A 19,936-nucleotide genomic window follows, 5' to 3' on the forward strand; every position below is an offset into this window, starting at 1 on the left:
CCGCAGACACGACGCGCCGCCGCTACGCGGCGGTTCCCGCGCTTCGCGCGGAAAGAACTCCCCGACTTCGTCGGGGAGTTGGCGTCACTCCGTGACGCCATGTCAGCACCGCTTCGCGCTGCTGACGGCTCGGATCGCTCCGCGATCCGGCCTAGCAGGCCCACGCTCCGCGCGGTCCCGCCAAAAGCAGCTGGCTACGCGGGCGGGTCGTGGATGTGGCGGTGCGTCTGTGGTGGCGCAGGCCCTTGACGATCCGTCATGCTTCTGGTCGGAATCGGACAAGGCGAGAATCTCCCAAGCCGCGTGTGTGTCATTATGGCAAGTTGGCTAGATTATGGCCTGGATGCTTACCACCGACTGCCCCTGCTGGCCCTGATATACGTCGCCAAGCATTCACTAATCGGCGACATCATTCAGTGGCCTTGGCCCCTGCCGAGCACATCAGTCACGGGAGCCCGTAATGGCAGATAGGTGATGGGCTCGACGTGGGGCACCTCCTCTGATGGTTCGTCAGAAACAGCCTTGATGGAAGAGTTTGGGCGATCTCGGGGCCGACGCTGACTCGCATATCTGATCACCGGGCGGGTCGGGCAACTCTGCTGCGGTACCTGCTGCCTGAGGCGACAGGCGGGCGGGCCAGGGCGGTTGTGCGTCGCTCACGTGCGGGCTCCGAGGGCCTGGTCCAGGTCGATGCCGTCGGAGTCGTCACAGCCTCCGGCCAGTAGGAACTCGTCAACGGCCGGAGCCGCGGCGAGGCGGGCCCGCCAGGTGCGGACGACGTCCTGGACTGGGGCGAGGCTGAAGGGGTGCCGGGCGTCGTCCAACGCGCGCACCAGTCCTGCTCGAACGCGGACACCCAGGTCTCCGAGCGCCGGTCGGCGCGCAGCTCCTGGAGCAGCTGGGCGGCGGCGGGGGCTTCCTCGGGCTGCGCGCTCATCAGGTCCTACAGAGGGGTCGCATCGCCACCGTACGTGCGGTGCGGGGCAGTTGGGCGGGCTTGTTGTCACTTCGCGTCGGCGCGTGGTTCTCCAGGGCCGCGGCTCTTGTCTCGCGACTGGCAGGATGGCGGGTTGAGTTGTGCGGCTTTGAAAGGAATCCCGATGTCCGCTCGCTACCAACTGGTGATCGACTGCGCCGACCCCGACCGCCAGGCCCATTTCTGGGCCGCCGCACTGGGCTATGAACTCGCACCGCCCCCATCCGGTTTCGCCACATGGGACAACTACTACCGTGACCTGGGGCTGCCCGAAGAAGCGTTGACCGGCGGCGCGGACCGGATCAGCGACCCGCAGGGCGGTGGACCGGCCATCTGGTTCCATGTGGTCCCGGACGCGAAGGCCGTGAAGAACCGGCTGCACATCGACATCCACGCCAGCGGCGACCGCACAGACCCGATCGAGACGCGGAAGAGGCGAGTGGACGCCGAAGCCGGCCGCCTGATGGGCTTGGGCGCCCTCATCACGGTTGTCATGTACGAGGAAGGAATCGACCACTACGCGGTCGGAATGAAGGACCCCGAAGGGAACGAGTTCGACATCAACTGACCAGAGCTCGGTGACAACCAACGTGCCTTGCCATCCCACAACGGCCAGGTCACCAAGGCCCGCAGGTGTCAACCATAGAACGCCTGAGCCGAAGGACAACGCAGACTCGGTGGCGACGCTGCGCCGAGAGGTGGCGAGGGGAGCCAACTCGTCCTCGCTGACTGGGCCCCGGTGGGCTACCAGCTGGTGAGTGAAGACGGACGCGACCTGTACGTCCAGGTCCGCTATGCCGCTCTCCTGGAGAAGGCGGACCCCATCGCACCCCCTACACAGGCCGCGCCTACGGACGAGTGCTGGTGTCACCGGTGGACGCAGCCGAACTGCTGGGCTGGGGCGAGCGGGGCGCTTCCCAGCTCGCGGCCGCGGCCCGGATCGCCGCCGACCGGTGGGGCCTGACCATCGCCACGGCAGGCACGGCGCGGCATGAGCCGTCCTACCCGCGCGGCGCGCGTGTCAGGTGGAGCCGGAAGTCGTCACTTGCCATCCACCCACCCGCGAACCCGGCGAACCTTCCCGGTCGGAGCACTAGGCGTTCCGTACGTCGGCGCGCTTGTCCAATTCGCGCATCGCCTCTGCGTGGGCGCTCATCCGGATGCTCAAGCTGCCGCTGGTGAAGAGCGCCACACCAGCGACCGACACCGGCAAGGACAGCCCGAGCACAGCCAGGGCTTCGGGCCAGTCGCGTTCGTTCTGGCACCAATCACTGCTTTGCAGGCCGTTGTTGGCGGTACCGCGTTCGGTCAGCAACCGTGACTCGCACTCCGCGGGGTACTGGTCGTCTGGCTCGCGATCGACCGAGTATGGCGTGAGCAGCAGCAGAGCACACCATGCCCACTGCAGCGCCGCCACAACCAACAGGCCTATGCCCCAGGCGCGTATCCGCCCGGCCCTGTCGCGGAAGTCGAGGTCGTAGTCACGTGATCGCATGGTGGGCGAATCTAGCAGCGTGTTTTCTCAGCTCGGGGGGCGTCCACCCCCATTCCCGCGGACGGGTGTCCAGGGTTCACACGGCGGCTGTGCCGGCTGTCCTCTTCCGCCAGCTTCCACGCCGCCAGCCAGCCGTCATATCTGGTTCTCGGCCAGTCGCAGGGGCTCTCTGCTCCAGCGGTGTCCAAGTCGACTGCGGCGCAGGCCTGTTCTCAATCGCGCTCATCGGGCCTCCCGCGCGGTGCACAAGGCTTCCCACTCGGCGTAGGTGGCGCACTGGCCCGCGCTGCGTGCCCACAGGCCGCTTTCAGCGGTGCGCGGGGCCTTGGGGGTGAGGTTGGTATGGGTGTTGGGGCGCGGAACGGCCAAGGCCCGCGGGTGCACGCTTAGGCGGCGAAGCCGATGTTCATGACGTACTCGTAGGCGCCGTAGTCGGAGCCGAGGTCGACGGTGATGCCGTCGAACCATGCCTCGTCCATGGCCTCGTCGTCATCGGCTGCCCAGGCCTGCACCATCCGGTCCCAGTGCCGCACGTTGAGGGTGCGGAAGGAAACGTCACGCTGGAGCGGTCGGGGGACCTGGGCTTGGTTGAGGGGATGGAACTCGACGCGGGTGCCCCGGCCTTGCCGGTTGAGGCGGGCCAGCAGGTGCCGGGCGACGTTGTGGCGGCGGACCTGCCGGTAGGCGGCTTCCAGCTGTGCCAGGCTCGTCTTCGACGGTGAGGCCTTGCCCTCGGCCCAGCGTTTCAGCGTGCGGTCGGTGACGGTGAGGCCGGCCTCACGTGCGGCCGCGCGCGCATGGTCGGTGCGGGTGAGGTAGTGCAGGCGGGCCAGCATGCCACGGCGGGTGGTTGCGGGGCTGGCGATGAAGGCGGCCAGCTGGTCGAGCTGACGGGCCGCGGCTTCGTAGCCCTTGATCCCACGGGCGCCGAACTTGCCGAACTCCAGATTCCTGTCGGGCACTTACTCCCCCTCCCCCGCCTGCAGGGCGTCGTCGGCGGCGGCTTTGGCGGTGTAGGTGTCCTTCACCTTGACCTCGGTAACGCCACGGCCCTCAGGGAAGACACTGTGCCAGTCACCGATGACGTGGAGTTCGTCGGTGCCCATCGCACGCACCACGGTCAGGCCCTCCTCGTGGGCCTTGTAGGCCTTCGTCCAGAGGTTGGCGAAGGCCTGGGAGCGGATGAGGTGCATCCAGTCCGGGCGGTACAGCTCCCGGTTGTAGTTCGACTCCCCCATCGTGGACACGAACTTGGAGTACATCGCCTTCACGTACTCCAGCGTCACCTCGTCCTCCTCGCCGATCGCCCGCTCGCGGGCATCCTTGAGGGCGATGCGGAACTTCTCCAGGAGGTTCTCGGTGGCGCCGGAGGTGTACGACTCGTGGATCTGTGGGGGGTCGCACAGGCCGTACTTCGGGCCGGACAGGCGTAGCAGGAGGCGCAGGGTGGGCTCGGTGACCCACAGGGGGCCGGGTTCGTCCCGGTTTCCGATCGGGTTCGGCAGCACCGCTTCGTGTTCCCAGTGCGGTGGGGTGATCAGGTGGACGCCTGCGCGGCGCCGGTCGTGGTCGAAGCCGGTGGAGTGCTCCAGCTGCCCGAGCGGAAGGTGGGTCTTGAGGGCGGACAGGTAGGCGCCGTTGATGTCGAGCGCGGTCACCTCGTGTTCACCGGGCGGGAGCTCGTGGCGGGTCCACTTGGGGCGGGCCTCCCAGATCCGGTCGGCGCCCTTCGCGGTCTGTTTCTTCAGGATGTCGGGGATCCAGGGGTGGGCGATCACGTCGTAGCGGGCGCCCTTACGGGTCTCGTCCAGCAACGCCATCGCGTCCGGGATCGCCCGCTTCAGCAGCGCGGCACTCGCGGCTTCGACGTCGCCCTCGTGGGCGGCGAGCGCGGCTTGAACGGCTTCGTGGATCAGGTCGGCCGGACCGGAGGGCTCCTGGAACGCCCGCCCACGCGGGGCCGGCTTCTTCGGCCGCTGCGCACCATGCGCCGCGTGTGTCGGGCGTGCCGTACGTGCCGTCTGGGCCTGCGGAGCGCTCGGATCCGTAGCCGTGAGAGCCGCTGTCGTGGCGCCGGTGGTGGGCCGGCAGTCGGCAGGGTCCAGGTGCTGGGGAAAGCCGGCCACGCGCTGTCGGGCCGGGCTGGCGCACAGGACGCACGGCTCGGGCGTGGCCAGAGTTTCGACGTCGTCCGCGTCGTCCCTGTCGTCGGCCGGTGAGGGTTCGGTCGCGTCGGGCGCGGCAACCGGGGCCGGTGCCACCTCGCCCGCCTCGGGCTCGGGCTCAGGCCCCGCCTCGGGCTCAGGCCCCGCCTCGGGCTCAGGCCCCGCCTCGGGCTCGGAGTCGGGCTCGGTGGGCGGTGCGAACTTCGCGGCCAGGCCGTCCAGGAGGTAGGCGTACTTCGCGCGCGTCTCCCCCGCCGGGTCACGCCCCGATTCCCACCCGGTGACGGTGGACGGGCTCACGCCGAGTGCCCGGGCCACCTGCGCCTTCGACAGTCCCGCCTGCTCGCGCAGACTCCGGCGTACCTCGGTGTCGGGAAGCTCCTCCTGCGGGGTGAGCGAGGCGAGCAGGGAGTCGATCGCGTCGAACTCGCTCATCACTGACCCGCCCCCTTGTCCGAGCGCCTGGCGCGGCGGCGCTCGGCCAGGGCCGGGGTGGCCGTCTCCTTGACCCGCTGCTCACCCCACCCGGTGATCTGTGCCGCCCGCCCGATCCGGCCGTGCACCGGCCGCCCGGTGACCGGATCACGGGCCAGATACACGCGCAGCGCATCGGCGACGCGACCCTCGGCGTCCTTCAACACCTCGACTGCATCGGCGAGTTCACGCTCGTCATCCACCTCTGACACACTCCAGACGATACCACTTTCAGTGACATACATTAAATTCGTGACGGTCGCCGTTTTGAGTCAGGCCATCGCGGGACAGTGAGCGATCAACCGGACGGCGTGAGGGTGCAGGTCGCGTTGCCGTGGTCACTGGGGGGACTGTGACCACCGGTAGAGCGTGCCGAGGCAGATATCGCGCATCAGGTATCCCGTGAGCTGGGTGTCGACGGTGTCGGGAACCTGCCCCGTGCCATGTTCGGCCTTGATGAAATCGGTGAACATGCCGCTGACGTAGGGCTGTTCGTGGAGCGGGAAGCCCGCACGCACCCAGGCGGTGAGGACGGCTTTGGTCTGTGCCGGGTTCTCCTGGCTGCTGCCGGCGAGGATGCTCATGCAGCGGGAGAGTGTGTGTCGGGTGTCCTTGCCGTGGGGGTGTTCGAGGCCTTCGGCCCTCAGCCCCTGGCGCAGCAGTTCGCGCCGCTGTTCGCCCCATTCGGCGATGGGGTCTTCCTTGCGCTGGAAGTGGTTGAAGAAGGTACCGCGGGCCACGTCGGCCGCTTCGGTGATTTCATCGACGGTGGTCTGGTCGTATCCCTGCCGTGTGAACAGGAGCAGCGCAGTTTCGCAGATGCGGTTCTTGACCCGGAGTCTGTTGCGTTCGCGGCGCCCTTGGAGGGCCGCAGCGGTGGTGGATGTGTCGCCCATGTGGTTGCTCCTCTCGCGCACGGTGTGTACGGGCCTTCCCCGGTTTCCGCTGCACACCATCCGGGCGAGCGGCGGAGGTGGCCCTGATGAGGGGGGCGGGCACTGCTCCGGCAGTCGATTCACTTGACCCCCTGATGTTCAGCGGTGCGCAGCACGCAGCACGGCCTGCATGACGGTCGGGAAGCACGGGCCGTGACGGTGAAGACGATGTCGGTACGCGGCTCGAGGGGGCTCAGGTGGTGTGGTCCTGGGGCGGTTCGGGCTGGGTGTGGAGGATGTCGCGGGCCTGTTCCGCGGCGCGGGCGATGCTTTCGGAGACGAAGTCGAGGAAACGGGCGATGTTTTCGAGGCGGGTGGCGGCGGGGGTGCCAAAACCGAGGACGCCGACGCCTTGTCGTGCGATGTCGACGACGTGGGCGGTGGAACGGGCGGAGGCCATCATCGACTGGTACATGATGTCGTTGTCCACGACATAGCGCTCACGGCGGCGTTCGTCGCGCTCCCTGCGGACCATCCCCTGACTCTCCAGGAACGCGACCGCCTTGGAGATGGATGCCGGGCTGACCTGGAGACGCTGGACGAGTTCGGCCGCGGTGAGGCTGCCGGTGTCGGTGAGGGTGAGGCAGGCCATCACCCGGGCCATCATCTTGGGCGTGCCCGACTGTATGAGGACGGTTGTGAACGTCTCCTCGTACGCGCGCACCGCTTCGGCGTCGCGTCCGTGGGGCTGCGCCGGCGTGCCCGGGTCGCGGGGCGTCGACTGCTTGCGGCGGGCCCGGTGTTCGGTGGCGCGGTGGGCCAGATCCGCGCGGTAGGCGGTGGGGCCGCCGTTGCGCATCACTTCGCGGGTGATCGTCGACGTCGGGCGGTCCAGGGTTCTGGCGATCTCGGCGTAGGCGAGGCCGTCGGCCAGTCCCAGCGCGATCTGCTGGCGTTCCGGCTGAGTGAGTCTGCCTCCCGGCATTGCGGTCTCCTTCTCCTTCGCGGCGATGCGCCGGCCTGTGGTGTCCGTGCCCGGTGTCCGGCATCCGGCGTTCGTGTCTGAGGTCCGACGCCTCGACTATAGCGTTCACCTCCATGCCATTGCAACGACCGGGAGTGGGTTCGTTGCATTAGAGCCCAGATCATTGCAATGAAATCCCTGCAACTACCTGCGCTTATAGGGTTCTTGCGCAACAAGGGTGTTGCCCGATCCTTGAATGCAACGTAGCGTTTCACTCATCAGAAACGACGGATCGAAGGAAAACACCATGCAGAAGTTCGACACCCCCGCCGCCGTCCTCGCCGTCCTGGACATCCCCGCGGGACGCATCCAGTTCATCGCCGCCGACCGCGCCGACACCACGGTCGAGGTCCTGCCCGCCGACAAGTCCAAGAGCCGCGACATAAAGGCCGCCGAGCAAGTCACGGTCGCCTACGCCGACGGCGTCCTGCGCATCGAAGCAGCCACCGCGAAGAACCGGATCCTCGGCAACTCCGGATCCGTCGAGGTGACCGTCCAACTGCCCGCCGGCTCCCGGGTCGAGGCCAAGGCCGCCGCCGCCGAACTCCGCGGCGTCGGACGGCTCGGCGACATCACCTTCGAAGGCGCGCAGGGTTCGATCAAGATCGACGAGACCGCGAGCGCCCGCCTCACCCTCCAGGCCGGTGACGTCTTCGTCGGCCGCCTGAACGGCCCCTCCCAGATCAGCACGCAAAAGGGCGACCTGAACATCACCGAAGCCACCAGCGGCACCGTCGAACTACGCACCCTGTCGGGCGACGTGTCCATCGGCGCGGCCCGCGGAGTCTCCGCCTCGCTCGACGCCGGTACCACCTACGGCCGGATCCACAACACGCTCAAGAACACCGACGGCGCCGGCCTCGACATCCACGCCACCACCGCCCACGGCGACATCACCGCCCGCAGCCTCTGACCACCCACACCCTCTGAGGAGCAGTCACCATGACCGACCTCGCCATCATGCGGGGCCCTGGGCATGATGCAAGGGGGCCGACCGCGGGAAAACCCGCGAGTGGGTCGGCGGCGTGGGCCTGGACGAAGGTGCCGACGGCGGCGTCGAGCGCATCGGCGTCGACGCGGGCGAGCGTGCGGGTAAGGGTGGTGGCCACCGGCAGCTGGCCGGGGTCGCCGTCGGGGACCTCGAGGGCGGCAAGGACGCCGGCGCCCTGGCCGTGGGCCCAGCGGATCACGCCGCGCACCGAGCGGACCCCGCACAGCAGGGCGCAGGCGACCAGGCCGAGCAGCATCGGCAAGGGGTGCGTGACCAGGTGCGGAGTGCGCGGGTCGGGCACCGACCGGACGGCCTCGAGCAGCGAGGGGAGGCATTCGGGCGTGCACAACTCCTCGCCGACGAGGTCGAGTTGTTTGGCGAGTTGACGGGAGGTGGGCAGGGCCGGGCAGGATGGCATGCGGGCGCGGCCTTCTCGATCATGCTGAGTGGTATCAACGTGATCATGGATGGTCGCGCCCTTCGACGTTCACCCGGCCCCCTGTCCGAGATCCGAGCACGCATCACGCCTGGGCGGTGATGTCAGCAACAACGGCAGCTACGTGCGAACTTGACAACAAGCTTCCTATCCTGTGCGACAACCGTCGCTGAGGCCGTTGGATGGGGTATGACTACGAAGTGGTGGTTTGAACGGCGGCGTCCAGCACTTTCGACTGGGCGTTGACGAGGTCGCTCGGGATGCTCGCCGGCGCCCGGGGGCTGTCGGAAATGGCCTTGTAGATCGCCAGTGTGGACCCGTAGCGGATGACAGCCACACTGCTGGGGACCTTCAGGCCGTCCGCACCGGGCAGCACTGACGATGCCCGCCTCACGTGTTGAGGAAATCCGCACACCGGTAGGGGCCCAGCGCGGCGCCTTCGGACGGCCGCAGGGTGACCTCGACGTCGTCGGCCCTGACCTTCCGCTCGAGTACGGACTGGGCGCGCGCCAGCGTGCACACCAGCTGCCCGGTGCCCTGCCCGCGCCCCGACTCCACATAGGGGCCGTCGAGGTGCACCGTGACGCGGGTGCCCGTTCCGGTCACCGAGTAGGCGAGGAGCTGATCGACGAGAGAGGTGAGCCCGTCGCGCTGCTCGGCGGGCGAAGGCCCCGTGGTGAGCAGCTTCAGCACCTCGTCGAGGCTCTTCACCTCCTTGTCGGGCAGGGGCACCCCGCGCAGTCCGTTGTCGGACGCGAAGTACAGCCGCATCTCGCGCGTCAGCCCGGACGCGGGCTCGCCCGCGCCTATCACTCCGGTCGGCTGGACGCCGCAGCCCATGAGGGCGAGCCCCAGCGCGGCGACCACGACACCCTGCCGGACCTTCACTCCGTCCCCTCTCCTGTACGCCGCAGGGGCAGCCGCAGCGTGAACACCGCGCCGCGCTGCGGTCCATCGGCCACGTCGATCGTGCCGCCATGAAGCCGTGCGTTCTCCAGTGCGATCGCCATGCCGAGGCCGCTGCCCTGTCCGCTGTCGTCGGCCGCGCCACGCGTGCGGGCCGCGTCCGCCTTGTAGAACCGGTCGAAGACCCGCTCCCGAGCCCTCGGCAGCAGCCCGGGACCGTGGTCGACGACCTCCAGCGTCACCCACTCCCCGTCCGCCTCGAGGGCCGTCCTAAGAGTCACGGTGACCGGCGGTGATCCGTGCCGCAGCGCGTTGCCCACCAGGTTCGCGACGATCACGTCGATGCGGCGCCGGTCGACCACCGCCCGTACACCTTCATGGAGATGCGTCTGCACCCGGTCCGTCCAGCCGCGCAGCGCCAGCGATGCCCGTACGGTGTCGGCGAGGTCCGTCTCGGCCGCGTTCAGCCGTACCGCCTTGGCGTCAAAGCGGGAGATCTCCATCAGGTCCTCGACCAGCCGGGACAGCCGTGCCGTCTCTGCGCCGACGGTACGGGCCGCCCGCGCCGTGTCCGGCGGCAGCTGGTCGGCGTCCTCCTCCAGGACGGTTGCCACCATCGTCATCGCCGCGAGGGGCGTGCGCAGTTCGTGTGACACGTCCGCCACGAAGCGGCGTGCCTTCGCCTCCTGCTCGCGCAGTTCCGCGTCGGAAGCCTGGAGCGCGTCGGCGGTCTCGTTGAACGTCGTTGCCAGGTCGGCGAGTTCGTCGTGCCCGGTGACGGCTACTCGGCTGCCGAGGTCTCCGGCAGCGAGCTCGCGGGTGGCCCGGCCCAGCTTCCGTACCGGACGAAGGACCGTCCCCGCGGCCAGCAGGGCCAGGACGGCGGCCAGCAGTACCACCGGCACGATGCCCTTCCGTACGGAGTCCAGCAGGGCGGCCGTGTCGTCGCGCTCGGCCCGCAGATCGGTGATCGCGAAGACCTCCAGGCCGGAGGTGCGGTGGTCCCCGTCGGCGTACGTCACGGGCATGCCGACGGCCAGATAGGGCTCTCCCCGCCACATCACCCGCTGGAACCGGGCCCCGTCCCCCGTGCGCACGGCAGTGCGCAGCTCGGTGGTGATCCGGTCCTCCGTCTCGGTGAGCGAGTCGGAGGCCGCGACGAGGTCCTGGTAACGGGCGACCACGATGCGGGTGCCGATGCCGTCCGAGACCTTCGCCGCGAACCGGGACAGCGACTGCTGGTCGGGCGGTACGTCGAAGTCGGCGGCGACCGCGGTGACCCGCTCCCGCAGGTCGTTCACGGCGGTGTTCTGGGTGCGCTGGAGGACGGCGGTGCGGGCGTCCCGGTAGGCGAGGGCGGTCGCGGTCACCGCGCTGATGAGGGCGACGACGAGCCGGGTGCGCAGTCCGCCGACGAGCCGCTGGGAGCGCCTCTTCGAGGCGGCGCCGCGCCTGCCTTTGTCCGTACGGTTCACAGCGGCCCGAAGCGGTAGCCGAAGCCCCGCACCGTCTGTACGTACCGCGGCTTGGCCGGTACGTCCTCGAGCTTGGCCCGCAGCCGGCCGACCGCCGCGTCCACCAGCCGGGAGTCGCCCAGGAAGGTGTGGTCCCAGATGGATTCGAGGAGCTGCTCGCGGCTGAGGACACGGCCGGGGGAGGCCGACAGCTCCAGCAGCAGGCGCAGTTCGGTGGGCGGCAGCGGGACCGGTGTGCCGTTCTTGGTGACGGTCAGTCCGGCGCGGTCGATCACCAGCCCGGCGAGATCGGCGTCCGAACGCTGTCGTGCGGACGGTTCCACGCGCCGCAGGGCGGCCCGGATGCGGGCCTCCAGGACGGGCGCGGTGACCGGCTTGACGACGTAGTCGTCGGCGCCCGCCTCCAGGCCGGTCACGATGTCCGAGTCGTCGCCGCGCGCGGTCAGCATGATGACCGGCAGGGTCGTCGAGCGGGCGCGGATGCGGCGGCACACCTCGAAGCCGTTCATGCCGGGCAGCATCAGGTCCAGTACGGCCAGTTCGACCCGTGCGCCCCGCTCCCCGGCCAGCAGGGCGAGGGCCTGCTCGCCGGTGGCGGCGGTGTCCACGCCGTATCCGTGACGGCGCAGCACGAGCTCCATTCCGTCCCTTACGGACACATCGTCCTCGATGAGCAGTACATGCGGCATGGGGGCGATTATGAGCACGCCGGGACCGTATCCGCCTACCCCGCCCGGATGGTGGACGCGCAGGTCGGGGGCATTGTTACGTTCCCATCATGTGGCCATGGACGGGCCATGATCTACGGCGTCGAACGTGAAGCCCATGAGCTTCCTCAGAACGAACCCCCGAACCACCGCCCGGCTGCGCATGGCCGCGCTCGTGGCCGTGCCCGTACTCGCCCTCTCCGTCGCCTGCGGCGGCGGTGACGACAACGCCGGCGGAGCGAAGAAGGACGACGCGACCGCCGACGTACCGGACGCGCCGACCGCGAGCGCCGCGAAGGGCGGGAGCGAGCCGAGCACCCGGCTCGCGGGCAAGAGCGCCTTCTACGACGCACAGATGAAGTACGTCCAGTGCATGCGTGCCAAGGCCGGCTACAAGGACTTCCCCGACCCCAAACTCAGCGGGTATCTCGACATCACGAAGATCGAAGAGCTCGCCTCCCGGCTCGGCCACATGCCGGGCAGCACCAAAGGAAGCAAGGACACAGTCTGCTTTCCCCTGTATCAGGCCGCCATGATGGCCGAGCCCAAGCGCGACCAGCAGAGGGACTACGAGTCGATGCTCGCGCACGCCCAGTGCATGCGGGACAACGGCATCTCCAAGTTCACCAACCCGACCATGAGCGGTGGCAACGCGATCCCCGGCGGCGACCCGAACCCGGCGTCCCCGTCCATCGGCCGGAAGTCGCCGGCGTACAAGCAGGCCCGCGAGGCGTGCAAGACGAAGCTGCTCGACGGTCTGGAAGGCAGGCAGTGAAGGGACGCACCGGCTTCCTCGCGCTCGGCGCGGTGACCGTCGTCGCCGCCGCCGTCACCGGGGGAGTCCAGTTCCTCGGCGACGGCGGCGACGCGGGCGCCTCCGGGAGAGGCAGCGACCTGCCGCCCGCCACCGCAACCGTCGTACGCACCGACCTCGTGCAGTCCAAGACGGTCGACGGCAAGCTCGACTTCGCGCAGCGCCGTGCCGTCAAGTCCGCCGTCGAGGGAACCGTCACGGTGGCCGCTTCCGAAGGGAAGACGCTGACCATGGGGCAGGCACTGTACGAGCTGAACGACAAGCCTGTCACCCTCCTCTACGGGCCGGTCCCGATGTTCCGCGAGATGAAGGCGGGCGACCGGGGCAGTGACGTACTCCAGCTGGAGCGCAATCTGCGCGACTTGGGGTACGGGTCGAATCTGTACGTCGACACGCAGTACGACGAGGACACCGAGGCCGCCGTCAAGCAGTGGCAGAAGTCCCTGAACCGCGACAGCACCGGCAGGGTCGGCAAGGGCGACGTCGTCTTCCAGCCCGGCCAGGTCAAGGTGATGTCCGCCGACGCGGCGCTCGCCGACCAGGTCGGCCCGGACCAGCCGGTCCTGACGATCGCCTCCACCAGGCCCGTCGTACGGGCGCAACTGGAGCAGACCGACGGCCCGCTCACCTCAAGAGGCACCAAGGTCGAGGTCACCCTGCCGAGCGGGAAGACCGTGGTCGGCCGGGTCGCCGGGACGGTGCGCCCCGAGGAGGCCGCCTCCGCGGGCGGTGCGGGCGCCCAGGAGGGCATCACCGTCGAGGTCGTCCTGGACGGCGGGGCAAGCGCCGCGTCGGGCGAGAACGCCAAGGCGTCGGCGAGCGTGAAGTTCGTCAGCGAGGCGCGCAAGGGAGTCCTCGCGGTCCCCGTCGAGGCTGTCGTCGCCCTGCGCGGCGAGAACGGCGGCTACGGCCTCCAAGTCGTCCAGGGCGCCACCTCGAAGATGGTGCGGGTGGAGACGGGCATGACCACCGACGGACAGATCGAGGTCAGCGGCCCGGACGTGCGCGAGGGCATGAAGGTCGGAGTGGCGAAGTCATGACGTCTGCCCCGGTGATCGAACTGCGGGACGCCGGCAAGTCCTACCCCGGCGGCGTCCACGCCCTGCGCGAAGTGAACCTCACCGTCGAAGCGGGAGAACTGGTCGCTGTCGTCGGCCCGTCCGGTTCCGGCAAGTCCACGATGCTCAACGTCATGGGCACCCTCGACAAGCCCACCACGGGCACCGTCCGGGTCGCCGGGTACGACGTGTCCGAGCTCTCCGACTCCCGGCTCTCCGCACTGCGCGCCCGCCACATCGGCTTCGTGTTCCAGCACTTCCACCTGGCGGCCGGGCGCGACGCGGTGGACAACGTCGCCGACGGACTGCTGTACGCGGGCGTACGGCTGAGGGAACGGCGCGCGCGTGCGCGGGAAGCACTCGCCAAGGTGCGACTGGACCACCGCTACTCGCACACGCCGAACGAGCTGTCCGGCGGCGAGAAGCAGCGCGTCGCCATCGCCCGCGCCCTGGTGGGAGACCCCCGGCTGCTGCTGGCGGACGAACCGACCGGGGCGCTGGACACCGCGTCCGGCGAGATCGTCATGGAGCTGCTGCACGAGCTGAACGCCTCCGGCACCACCATCTGTGTGATCACCCACGACAACGAGATCGCGGACTCGCTGCCGCGCCGGGTCCGCTTCAAGGACGGCGAGATCGTCTCGGACGCGCGTTCCGGCGCGCGCTCCGCCTCCCGTACGGAAGAGGTCGGCTCATGAAGAACAGCCTCAGGCCCTCCCGCCTCTCCCTCCGCGACATCCTCCGCGTCGGTGCGGTCGGCCTTCGCGCGCGTCGCGCGCGCGTGGTGCTCTCGACGCTCGGCATCGCCATCGGTATCGCGACCATGGTCGCGGTCGTCGGCCTGTCCGAGTCGAGCCGCGCGGACCTGATGGCCCAGCTCGACCGCCTCGGCACGAACCTCCTCACCGCCGAGGCGGGTGAGGACCCCTTGGGCAAGCCGATCAAGCTCCCCAAGAACGCAGTCGCGATGGTCGAGCGCGTCGGCCCGGTGCAGCACGCGACGGCCACCGCCGAAGTCGACGCCCGCATCCGCCGCAGCGACGTGGTCCCCGAGGAGCGCACCGCCGGCGTCACCACCCAGGCGGCCCGCATCGACCTGCTGTCCGCGCTCGGCGGCGAGGTCGACAAGGGCGCCTGGCTTAATCCCGTCAGCGAACGCCTCCCGACGACGGTCCTCGGCGCGGTGGCGGCGGACCGCCTCGGCATCACCCACACCGGCGAGACGATCATGATGAACGACACGCGCGTGGTCGTCGTCGGCATCCTCAAACCGCTCGAACTGGTCCCCACCCTAGACCGGGTTGCCATGGTCGGATTCCCCGCCGCCGAGCGCTACTTCGGCTTCGACGGCCACCCCACCACCATCTTCGAGCGCTCCACGGACGCCTCGGTGGAGGACGTACAGGCGATCCTGGCCCGCACCATCAGCCCCGGCAACGCGTCGGGCGTCAAAGTATCCCGCCCCTCGGACGCGCTGGCCGCCAAGGCCGCCACCGACAAGGGCCTGACGAACCTGATGCTCGGCCTGGGCGCGGTGGCCCTCCTGGTCGGCGGTGTGGGCGTCGCCAACACCATGGTCATCTCCGTCCTGGAGCGCCGCCAGGAAATCGGCCTGCGCCGCTCGCTGGGCGCGACCCGCAACGCGATCCGGCTCCAGTTCCTCACCGAGTCGCTGTTGCTGTCGGCGCTTGGCGGGGCGGCGGGCGCGCTGCTGGGAGCGGCGGCGACGTACGGCTTCGCGCACGTCCAGGGGTGGACCGCGGTGGTCCCGCCCTGGTCCCTGGCGGGCGGGCTGGTCGCCACCCTCCTGATCGGCGTGGCGGCGGGTCTCTATCCGGCGATCCGCGCCGCTCGTCTCCACCCGACGGTGGCTCTGAACGCGACGTGAGGCGGCGGCGTACGCAGGCAGTGATGCAAGTGGCTCCGTAAGCACCTGTGCATGCACTGTGCGACGAAATCAACGAAGCGCGATGCGCCGGGGAGAAGCCGCGACGAAATCCGGCTGAGTTCTCCTGGATCCGTGACGAAAGAACCCGGCTGAACGCTTTTCGTGACAGGAACAGACGCCCATGAGTGACCGTTGTGAGCAGTGCAGAGAACCGCTCGCATACGTAGGGGGCCCAAACTCGGTCGCCCGCAGAAGTACTGCAGCACGGTCTGCCGACAAGCCGCGCACCGGCAACGTCAGCAACAGAACCCTCCTGTGGCGGCACTGCCCGCAGAAGGATCCCCGGGCGTCCGCCCCCGCCCCCGCTGTCCCGACACCGCGGTCGTCCTCGCCGGTCACCGATGACGACATTCGGCTGATGACCAGGTTGGCGGATTCGAGTTCCCGGTAGGCGCGGGCGATCGTTCCTGCCGCCAGTCCCAGGTCGGCTGCTAGCTGTCGCACGGCCGGGAGCCGGTCGTTCTCCGCAAGGTGCCCGCCGAGGATGAGGTCGGCCAGCTGCAGCCGCACTTGTTCGTACGGGGGGGGACGGGGCTGGAGGTGTCCACACGCACTGTCAGTGGTTTCACGCGGCGGCCTTCCGGCCTGTGGACAGGCGCGCCAGGTGGACCAGGAGGAGGGGATACAGGCGGCGACCCCGCGGTGCCCTTCGGCGTGCGCCGGCTCGTCTTTGCCCTGGGCATGGTGCAAGGGGCCGGCCGCGGGAAAGGTTCCCGGGGCCGGCCCCTTGGCGATCATCCGTGCGTCAGCGGACCGGGGCGGCTCGCAGCAGTGTCTGGGACACGGAGTTCCCGGCACGGTCCTGGGTGGTGAACCGTACTCCGAGCCAGGTTCCGGCAGTCAGGCCGGTGCCGGGGACGGTGAGGCGGTAGGGGCCCCGGGCGTCGAGGGCGTGGGCCTTGACCGGCCTCCAGGTCTTGCCGCCGTCGAGGGTGTAGGTGGCCAGTGCCCCGGTGAAGCGCCGGTCGGTCGGGTCCGGGGCGGTGCTGGTGGCCTGCACGTCCAGGGCGGCGCTGCGGCCGGCGGTCAGTCGACCGGACAGGTCCAGGCTGCGGGCGCTCCAGACCAGGTTGGCCAGAGGCAGGAGGGCCGGGGTGCCGTCTGCGTTGGCCTTCACCGGTTCGGTCTCCCAGACGGACGAGAAGCGTCCGCCGCTCGGGAAGACGTTCTGCGCGTCGTAGGCGCGCTCGATGCGGTACGAGGCTTCGGTCGAGCCGTCGACCGCGGTGTTGCCTCCGGCCGAGGTGAGCGCGACACCGTTGCGGTAGAGGCGCATGCCGCCCGTGCCGACCTGCGGGGAGGTGAACTCGCCGTAGGTGCCGAGGTGACCGTCGGAGTCGGTCAGGTCCTGCATGTTCGTCTTGAGGTTGTCGCCGATCAGCGCCGCCTGGCCGGTGGCGCCCAGCGGGCCGCCCCACCAACGCTCCGAGGTGTGCTGACCGTTCTTGTACGTGATGCCGAGCTTGGAGAGGTTGGTGGAGAGCGTGCCGCCCTTCACCGTGTCCGAGCGGGTGACCACAGCGGTCAAGAACGCCGCGAAGAACGGCACCGCGATCAGCGTCTCGGCCATCGCCCGGCAAGCCGGAGTAGACCGCAGCTTCCTCTACCGTCACCGCGACCTGCTCGAAATCGTCCACGCCGCCGAACTCGAACCGGCAGCCCAGGACCCGGCCGGCGGATCGCCGGTGAACCGGGCCTCGCTCCAGGCCGACCTCGCCAACGCCCAGGCCCGCAACACCCGCCTGGCGGCTCGCGTTCAGCAGCTGGAGAAGCGGCTGTCGCAGGCGTTGGGTGCTCAGGCATGGCAGGAGTCAGGGCTGGGAGCCCCGGCGGGCATCGACGAACTCCAACGGAAGATCACGAGACTGGAGCAGCACAACGTCGAGCCGACCTCCGCGTTGGAGGAGGCCCGATCCGATCTCGATGCCGCGAGGGAGGCCAACCGGGACCTGACCAGAGCACTGAACCAACGCGGCTGAGTCAACGGCTGAGTCGAACGTCTTTCTGCTGTTCAGGAGCATGACCAGACAGGGGAGGCCAGTAGTTGCGCTGGATCCCTGGCGTGATGTCCATCCGGCTGGCACCCGTTCGAGATGGGGCGTATGCCGGATGGCTGGTGACCCTTGCAGTTCCTAACCTCGCATCATGATCTTTCGTCGTTCGTGGTTATCAGCTGCGGTGCTGGCGCTGGCTGTGTCATCTCTGCCCTCCGTTGCGGCTTCAGCCGCGCCACGCCCATCCGGCACGGCGTGGTCGGTGCAGCGTGACGCCGACGCGCTGCGGGATACCGGGGTCACCGGGGTGGCCGTCCGCCTCGAAACCCCACGCGGGACGGTCACAGCCCGATCCGGGGTGGGGGACCTGGTCACTCGCCGCCCGGTGGCGGCGGACGGCTACCTGCGTCTGGGCAGCACCACCAAGACGTTCGTCGCCACCGTCATGATGCAACTGGTGAGCGAAAAGCGGATCTCGCTCCACCAGACGGTGGAGCAGCTGCTGCCCGGGGTCGTGTCCGGCGCTGGAAACGACGGCCGGACCATCACCGTCCGCGACCTGCTGCAGCACACCAGTGGCCTGTCCGACTACATCTATGACGTCTTCCCCGACCCCAGCACCCAGACCTACTTCGCCAATCGGTGGCGTGCCTACAAGCCCGAAGAGCTGGTGGACCTGGCGATGCGCCATGAACCTGCCTTCCCCGCAGGCACCCGCTGGGCGTACTCCAACACGAATTACGTGCTCGCCGGAATGATCATTGAGAAGATCACAGGCCGCACCTGGGAACAGCAGGTCCACGACCGCATCCTGCGCCCGCTCGGCCTGCAGCACACCGACACTCCCGGCACCTGGCCCTTCCTCCCGTATCCGCACACGGCCAACTATCAGCAGTTCACCGTGGACGGCCCGATGGTCGACACCACGATCCCCTACCGTCCCTTCGACAGCGGGGCCGACGGCTCGATGACCGGCACGGCCCGCGACCTCAACCGCTTCTTCGCTGCACTGGCAAGTGGACAGCTGCTGAAGCCCGCCGAACTCGCTGCCATGCAGAACACTGTGCCGGTGCCGCAGAACAGCGGTCACCCGGAAGGCACCCGGGACGGCCTGGGCCTGTTCTTCACACCCCTGTCCTGCGGCGGCGGCTACCTCGGGCATGGAGGAAGCGGCTTCGGATATGTCATCCGGGCAGCGACAACCATGGACGGTCGGCGCACCATCACTGTCTCCGCGCACAGCCGCTCCGCGGACCCGCAGACCGCGGCCCGCCAGGAAGACGCGCTGCGCAATCTGATCGACCACGCCCTGTGCCGCACCACCTGAACATGCACTCGGCACAACGGTGAAGCTCAGACCGTTCGTGCTGGGCCGGGTGACCGCGGTCTACTCTTCAGGAACTCGGACAGCCGCTCCAATCACAAATAGCGCCACAGGTGTTGCACACGATACTGTCGATCACACCGGCGCTGAGCTGCACAAAGTGTTCTCCACTCGCCTCGCGCCACACGGTCACCCCCAGAGAAATCGGCTCACGACCATGAGGGCGCGCTGCCCAAGTGCCGTCGTAGTAGGCCGGGCTTGAGGGTCCCTCCACTGCCAGAGGGCGCACGGCCGCTACGCCCGGGTGTGGCCAGTGAGCGACAAACCCCGCGCAGGCCGGCGGCCCGACGCTTACCCCCGGCGACCGGGATCCCCCGTCACCGGGACTGCGAGAGCGGGGCTGATCCTGAGCGTGTCAGAGACCGACCGTACGGTGACGCCTTGACGGACCGTGAGGTCGATACGCCTGTGACAGAACGAAGACGTCACAGAGGACCACCTGTAACTCGGTGCGAGATACAAATACTTCCGACCGCATGCACCGCGCTACTCCCGGGGGAACACCGTGAAGTACACCCGCATCACTGCTCTCGCCGCCATCGGCGTCGCCGCCACCCTCTCGCTCACCGCCTGTGGCGGCGACGACTCCGGGAAGGACTCGTCCTCCAAGGGCTCCTCGTCCTCGTCTTCTTCGTCCTCGGACGGTGGCTCGAAGTCGAAGGGCGGCTCGGGCTCCGGCGGCTCGCAGGCCAGCAACGCGAAGTCGGGCTCCAGTGAAAACACCGGGGCAGAGGCAACCGCGAACGGCGCGACAGAGACCGGCCGCAAGGTCACCTTCTGCAAGACGGAAGACCTGGCCATCGACGCCACAGATGCAGCGCCCGACGAAGAGTCCGGCAGGATCAACATCACCATGATCAACCGGGGTTCGACCACCTGCTCGGCGACGGGCTTCGCGGGCGTCGACATCAAGGACACCGACAACACCTCGAACCCCATCGAGCGCGGCAACGCCCAGCCGCGTGTCACCACCCTGAAGCCCGGCGACGCCGCTGTCTTCAACCTCGCCTACAACATCGACAACACCGGCAACAGCCTCTCGCACCCGACCAACATCCTGGTGACGCCCCCGAACGAGACCCACACCGTGACCCTGAAGTGGCCCGCGGGCGCGGGAGCGATCAAGGGCGCCTACACCGACGTTCAGGTCTACCCCACGCACACGACCAAGTAGAGGTGGTGCCCGCGGCCAGCCCGGTGGCTACACGCTGGAT

General features: G+C 69.0%; 23 protein-coding genes. 9 read left to right on the top strand and 14 right to left on the bottom strand.

From position 1 onward, the window contains the following. Window positions 1-656: 656 nt before the first annotated feature. The gene (locus OG698_RS47735) at window positions 657-833 is read right to left on the bottom strand and encodes a DUF6247 family protein (protein ID WP_406111839.1); all 177 of its coding nucleotides are present in this window, start codon (window positions 831-833) and stop codon (window positions 657-659) included. Window positions 834-1,100: 267 nt separating this feature from the next. Between OG698_RS47735 and OG698_RS47740 the strand changes: the two genes are divergently transcribed. Continuing rightward, the gene (locus tag OG698_RS47740; protein ID WP_331729090.1) at window positions 1,101-1,544 is read left to right on the top strand and encodes a VOC family protein; all 444 of its coding nucleotides are present in this window, start codon (window positions 1,101-1,103) and stop codon (window positions 1,542-1,544) included. A gap of 525 nt (window positions 1,545-2,069) precedes the next feature. Here the strand turns inward: OG698_RS47740 and OG698_RS47745 are convergent. The 6 genes from OG698_RS47745 to OG698_RS47770 all read right to left on the bottom strand — a co-directional run bounded on the left by OG698_RS47745 (window position 2,070) and on the right by OG698_RS47770 (window position 6,970). Then, window positions 2,070-2,471, bottom strand: a complete 402-nt coding sequence (locus OG698_RS47745) for a hypothetical protein (protein ID WP_329580749.1) — start codon at window positions 2,469-2,471, stop codon at window positions 2,070-2,072. A 386-nt stretch (window positions 2,472-2,857) separates the two neighbouring features. Continuing rightward, on the bottom strand, window positions 2,858-3,433 hold the full coding sequence (locus tag OG698_RS47750) for a transcriptional regulator (RefSeq protein WP_331729099.1): 576 nt from the start codon (window positions 3,431-3,433) through the stop codon (window positions 2,858-2,860). After that, window positions 3,434-5,071, bottom strand: a complete 1,638-nt coding sequence (locus tag OG698_RS47755; protein WP_331729102.1) for a helix-turn-helix transcriptional regulator — start codon at window positions 5,069-5,071, stop codon at window positions 3,434-3,436. Continuing rightward, entirely contained in the window at window positions 5,071-5,322 is a 252-nt protein-coding gene (locus OG698_RS47760; RefSeq protein WP_406111842.1) for a hypothetical protein, read from the bottom strand. Before OG698_RS47760 ends, OG698_RS47755 begins: the two co-directional genes overlap by 1 nt. Before the next feature lie 126 nt (window positions 5,323-5,448). After that, window positions 5,449-6,006 (bottom strand): TetR/AcrR family transcriptional regulator, encoded by a 558-nt coding sequence (locus tag OG698_RS47765; RefSeq protein WP_331729108.1) that lies wholly within the window; start codon window positions 6,004-6,006, stop codon window positions 5,449-5,451. Between the two features lie 232 nt (window positions 6,007-6,238). Continuing rightward, on the bottom strand, window positions 6,239-6,970 hold the full coding sequence (locus OG698_RS47770) for a helix-turn-helix domain-containing protein (protein ID WP_331729111.1): 732 nt from the start codon (window positions 6,968-6,970) through the stop codon (window positions 6,239-6,241). Between the two features lie 286 nt (window positions 6,971-7,256). On the opposite strand from OG698_RS47770, the gene OG698_RS47775 reads away from it, so the two are divergent. Next, window positions 7,257-7,922, top strand: coding sequence for a DUF4097 family beta strand repeat-containing protein (locus OG698_RS47775; protein ID WP_331729577.1), 666 nt, complete (start codon window positions 7,257-7,259; stop codon window positions 7,920-7,922). On the opposite strand, the gene OG698_RS47780 is transcribed toward OG698_RS47775, so the two are convergent. The 5 genes from OG698_RS47780 to OG698_RS47800 form a co-directional block, all read right to left on the bottom strand. Continuing rightward, window positions 7,903-8,418 (bottom strand): transposase family protein, encoded by a 516-nt coding sequence (locus tag OG698_RS47780; RefSeq protein WP_331729114.1) that lies wholly within the window; start codon window positions 8,416-8,418, stop codon window positions 7,903-7,905. The genes OG698_RS47775 and OG698_RS47780 overlap by 20 nt on opposite strands. 211 nt (window positions 8,419-8,629) lie before the next feature. Beyond that, window positions 8,630-8,773: a hypothetical protein gene (locus OG698_RS47785; protein ID WP_406111845.1), complete on the bottom strand. Its 144-nt coding sequence runs from the start codon at window positions 8,771-8,773 to the stop codon at window positions 8,630-8,632. A gap of 53 nt (window positions 8,774-8,826) precedes the next feature. Further along, on the bottom strand, window positions 8,827-9,324 hold the full coding sequence (locus OG698_RS47790) for a hypothetical protein (RefSeq protein ID WP_331729116.1): 498 nt from the start codon (window positions 9,322-9,324) through the stop codon (window positions 8,827-8,829). Then, window positions 9,321-10,817, bottom strand: coding sequence for a HAMP domain-containing sensor histidine kinase (locus tag OG698_RS47795; RefSeq protein ID WP_331729119.1), 1,497 nt, complete (start codon window positions 10,815-10,817; stop codon window positions 9,321-9,323). Before OG698_RS47795 ends, OG698_RS47790 begins: the two co-directional genes overlap by 4 nt. After that, on the bottom strand, window positions 10,814-11,506 hold the full coding sequence (locus tag OG698_RS47800) for a response regulator transcription factor (RefSeq protein ID WP_331729122.1): 693 nt from the start codon (window positions 11,504-11,506) through the stop codon (window positions 10,814-10,816). The genes OG698_RS47795 and OG698_RS47800 overlap by 4 nt, the downstream gene beginning before the upstream one ends. Before the next feature lie 136 nt (window positions 11,507-11,642). On the opposite strand from OG698_RS47800, the gene OG698_RS47805 reads away from it, so the two are divergent. From OG698_RS47805 to OG698_RS47820, 4 genes are read left to right on the top strand one after another with little or no spacing between them, the layout of a single operon-like run. Then, complete coding sequence (locus tag OG698_RS47805) at window positions 11,643-12,299, top strand: hypothetical protein (protein ID WP_331729125.1); 657 nt, start codon at window positions 11,643-11,645, stop codon at window positions 12,297-12,299. After that, window positions 12,296-13,378 (top strand): peptidoglycan-binding domain-containing protein, encoded by a 1,083-nt coding sequence (locus tag OG698_RS47810; protein ID WP_331729128.1) that lies wholly within the window; start codon window positions 12,296-12,298, stop codon window positions 13,376-13,378. Before OG698_RS47805 ends, OG698_RS47810 begins: the two co-directional genes overlap by 4 nt. Next, window positions 13,375-14,094 carry an ABC transporter ATP-binding protein gene (locus OG698_RS47815; RefSeq protein WP_331729131.1) on the top strand — a complete coding sequence of 240 codons (720 nt, stop codon included), beginning with the start codon at window positions 13,375-13,377 and terminating at the stop codon, window positions 14,092-14,094. The genes OG698_RS47810 and OG698_RS47815 overlap by 4 nt, the downstream gene beginning before the upstream one ends. Further along, window positions 14,091-15,284, top strand: coding sequence for an ABC transporter permease (locus tag OG698_RS47820; protein WP_331729134.1), 1,194 nt, complete (start codon window positions 14,091-14,093; stop codon window positions 15,282-15,284). The genes OG698_RS47815 and OG698_RS47820 overlap by 4 nt, the downstream gene beginning before the upstream one ends. Window positions 15,285-15,353: 69 nt before the next feature. On the opposite strand, the gene OG698_RS47825 is transcribed toward OG698_RS47820, so the two are convergent. Further along, a complete protein-coding gene (locus OG698_RS47825) occupies window positions 15,354-16,082 on the bottom strand; it encodes a GntR family transcriptional regulator (RefSeq protein ID WP_406111849.1) in 729 nt (242 codons plus the stop codon). A gap of 7 nt (window positions 16,083-16,089) precedes the next feature. Then, the gene (locus tag OG698_RS47830; RefSeq protein WP_331729137.1) at window positions 16,090-16,872 is read right to left on the bottom strand and encodes a hypothetical protein; all 783 of its coding nucleotides are present in this window, start codon (window positions 16,870-16,872) and stop codon (window positions 16,090-16,092) included. On the opposite strand from OG698_RS47830, the gene OG698_RS47835 reads away from it, so the two are divergent. From OG698_RS47835 to OG698_RS47845, 3 genes are all read left to right on the top strand, one after another. Then, the gene (locus tag OG698_RS47835) at window positions 16,856-17,323 is read left to right on the top strand and encodes a DUF6262 family protein (RefSeq protein WP_331729140.1); all 468 of its coding nucleotides are present in this window, start codon (window positions 16,856-16,858) and stop codon (window positions 17,321-17,323) included. The genes OG698_RS47830 and OG698_RS47835 overlap by 17 nt on opposite strands. Window positions 17,324-17,489: 166 nt before the next feature. Then, a complete protein-coding gene (locus tag OG698_RS47840; RefSeq protein ID WP_331729143.1) occupies window positions 17,490-18,665 on the top strand; it encodes a serine hydrolase domain-containing protein in 1,176 nt (391 codons plus the stop codon). A gap of 562 nt (window positions 18,666-19,227) precedes the next feature. Continuing rightward, entirely contained in the window at window positions 19,228-19,896 is a 669-nt protein-coding gene (locus tag OG698_RS47845) for a DUF4232 domain-containing protein (protein ID WP_331729146.1), read from the top strand. Window positions 19,897-19,936: the final 40 nt, after the last annotated feature.

This window comes from Streptomyces sp. NBC_01003, from assembly GCF_045162695.1.
GTDB lineage: Bacteria > Actinomycetota > Actinomycetes > Streptomycetales > Streptomycetaceae > Streptomyces.

Excerpts from the sequence above, each read along its gene's own strand:
- OG698_RS47740 (WP_331729090.1), top strand. The coding sequence starts at position 1,101 with ATGTCCGCTCGCTACCAACTGGTGATCGACTGCGCCGACCCCGACCGC.
- OG698_RS47745 (WP_329580749.1), bottom strand. The coding sequence starts at position 2,471 with ATGCGATCACGTGACTACGACCTCGACTTCCGCGACAGGGCCGGGCGG.
- OG698_RS47755 (WP_331729102.1), bottom strand. The coding sequence starts at position 5,071 with ATGAGCGAGTTCGACGCGATCGACTCCCTGCTCGCCTCGCTCACCCCG.
- OG698_RS47765 (WP_331729108.1), bottom strand. The coding sequence starts at position 6,006 with ATGGGCGACACATCCACCACCGCTGCGGCCCTCCAAGGGCGCCGCGAA.
- OG698_RS47770 (WP_331729111.1), bottom strand. The coding sequence starts at position 6,970 with ATGCCGGGAGGCAGACTCACTCAGCCGGAACGCCAGCAGATCGCGCTG.
- OG698_RS47775 (WP_331729577.1), top strand. The coding sequence starts at position 7,257 with ATGCAGAAGTTCGACACCCCCGCCGCCGTCCTCGCCGTCCTGGACATC.
- OG698_RS47780 (WP_331729114.1), bottom strand. The coding sequence starts at position 8,418 with ATGCCATCCTGCCCGGCCCTGCCCACCTCCCGTCAACTCGCCAAACAA.
- OG698_RS47800 (WP_331729122.1), bottom strand. The coding sequence starts at position 11,506 with ATGCCGCATGTACTGCTCATCGAGGACGATGTGTCCGTAAGGGACGGA.
- OG698_RS47805 (WP_331729125.1), top strand. The coding sequence starts at position 11,643 with ATGAGCTTCCTCAGAACGAACCCCCGAACCACCGCCCGGCTGCGCATG.
- OG698_RS47815 (WP_331729131.1), top strand. The coding sequence starts at position 13,375 with ATGACGTCTGCCCCGGTGATCGAACTGCGGGACGCCGGCAAGTCCTAC.
- OG698_RS47820 (WP_331729134.1), top strand. The coding sequence starts at position 14,091 with ATGAAGAACAGCCTCAGGCCCTCCCGCCTCTCCCTCCGCGACATCCTC.
- OG698_RS47825 (WP_406111849.1), bottom strand. The coding sequence starts at position 16,082 with ATGATCGCCAAGGGGCCGGCCCCGGGAACCTTTCCCGCGGCCGGCCCC.
- OG698_RS47840 (WP_331729143.1), top strand. The coding sequence starts at position 17,490 with ATGATCTTTCGTCGTTCGTGGTTATCAGCTGCGGTGCTGGCGCTGGCT.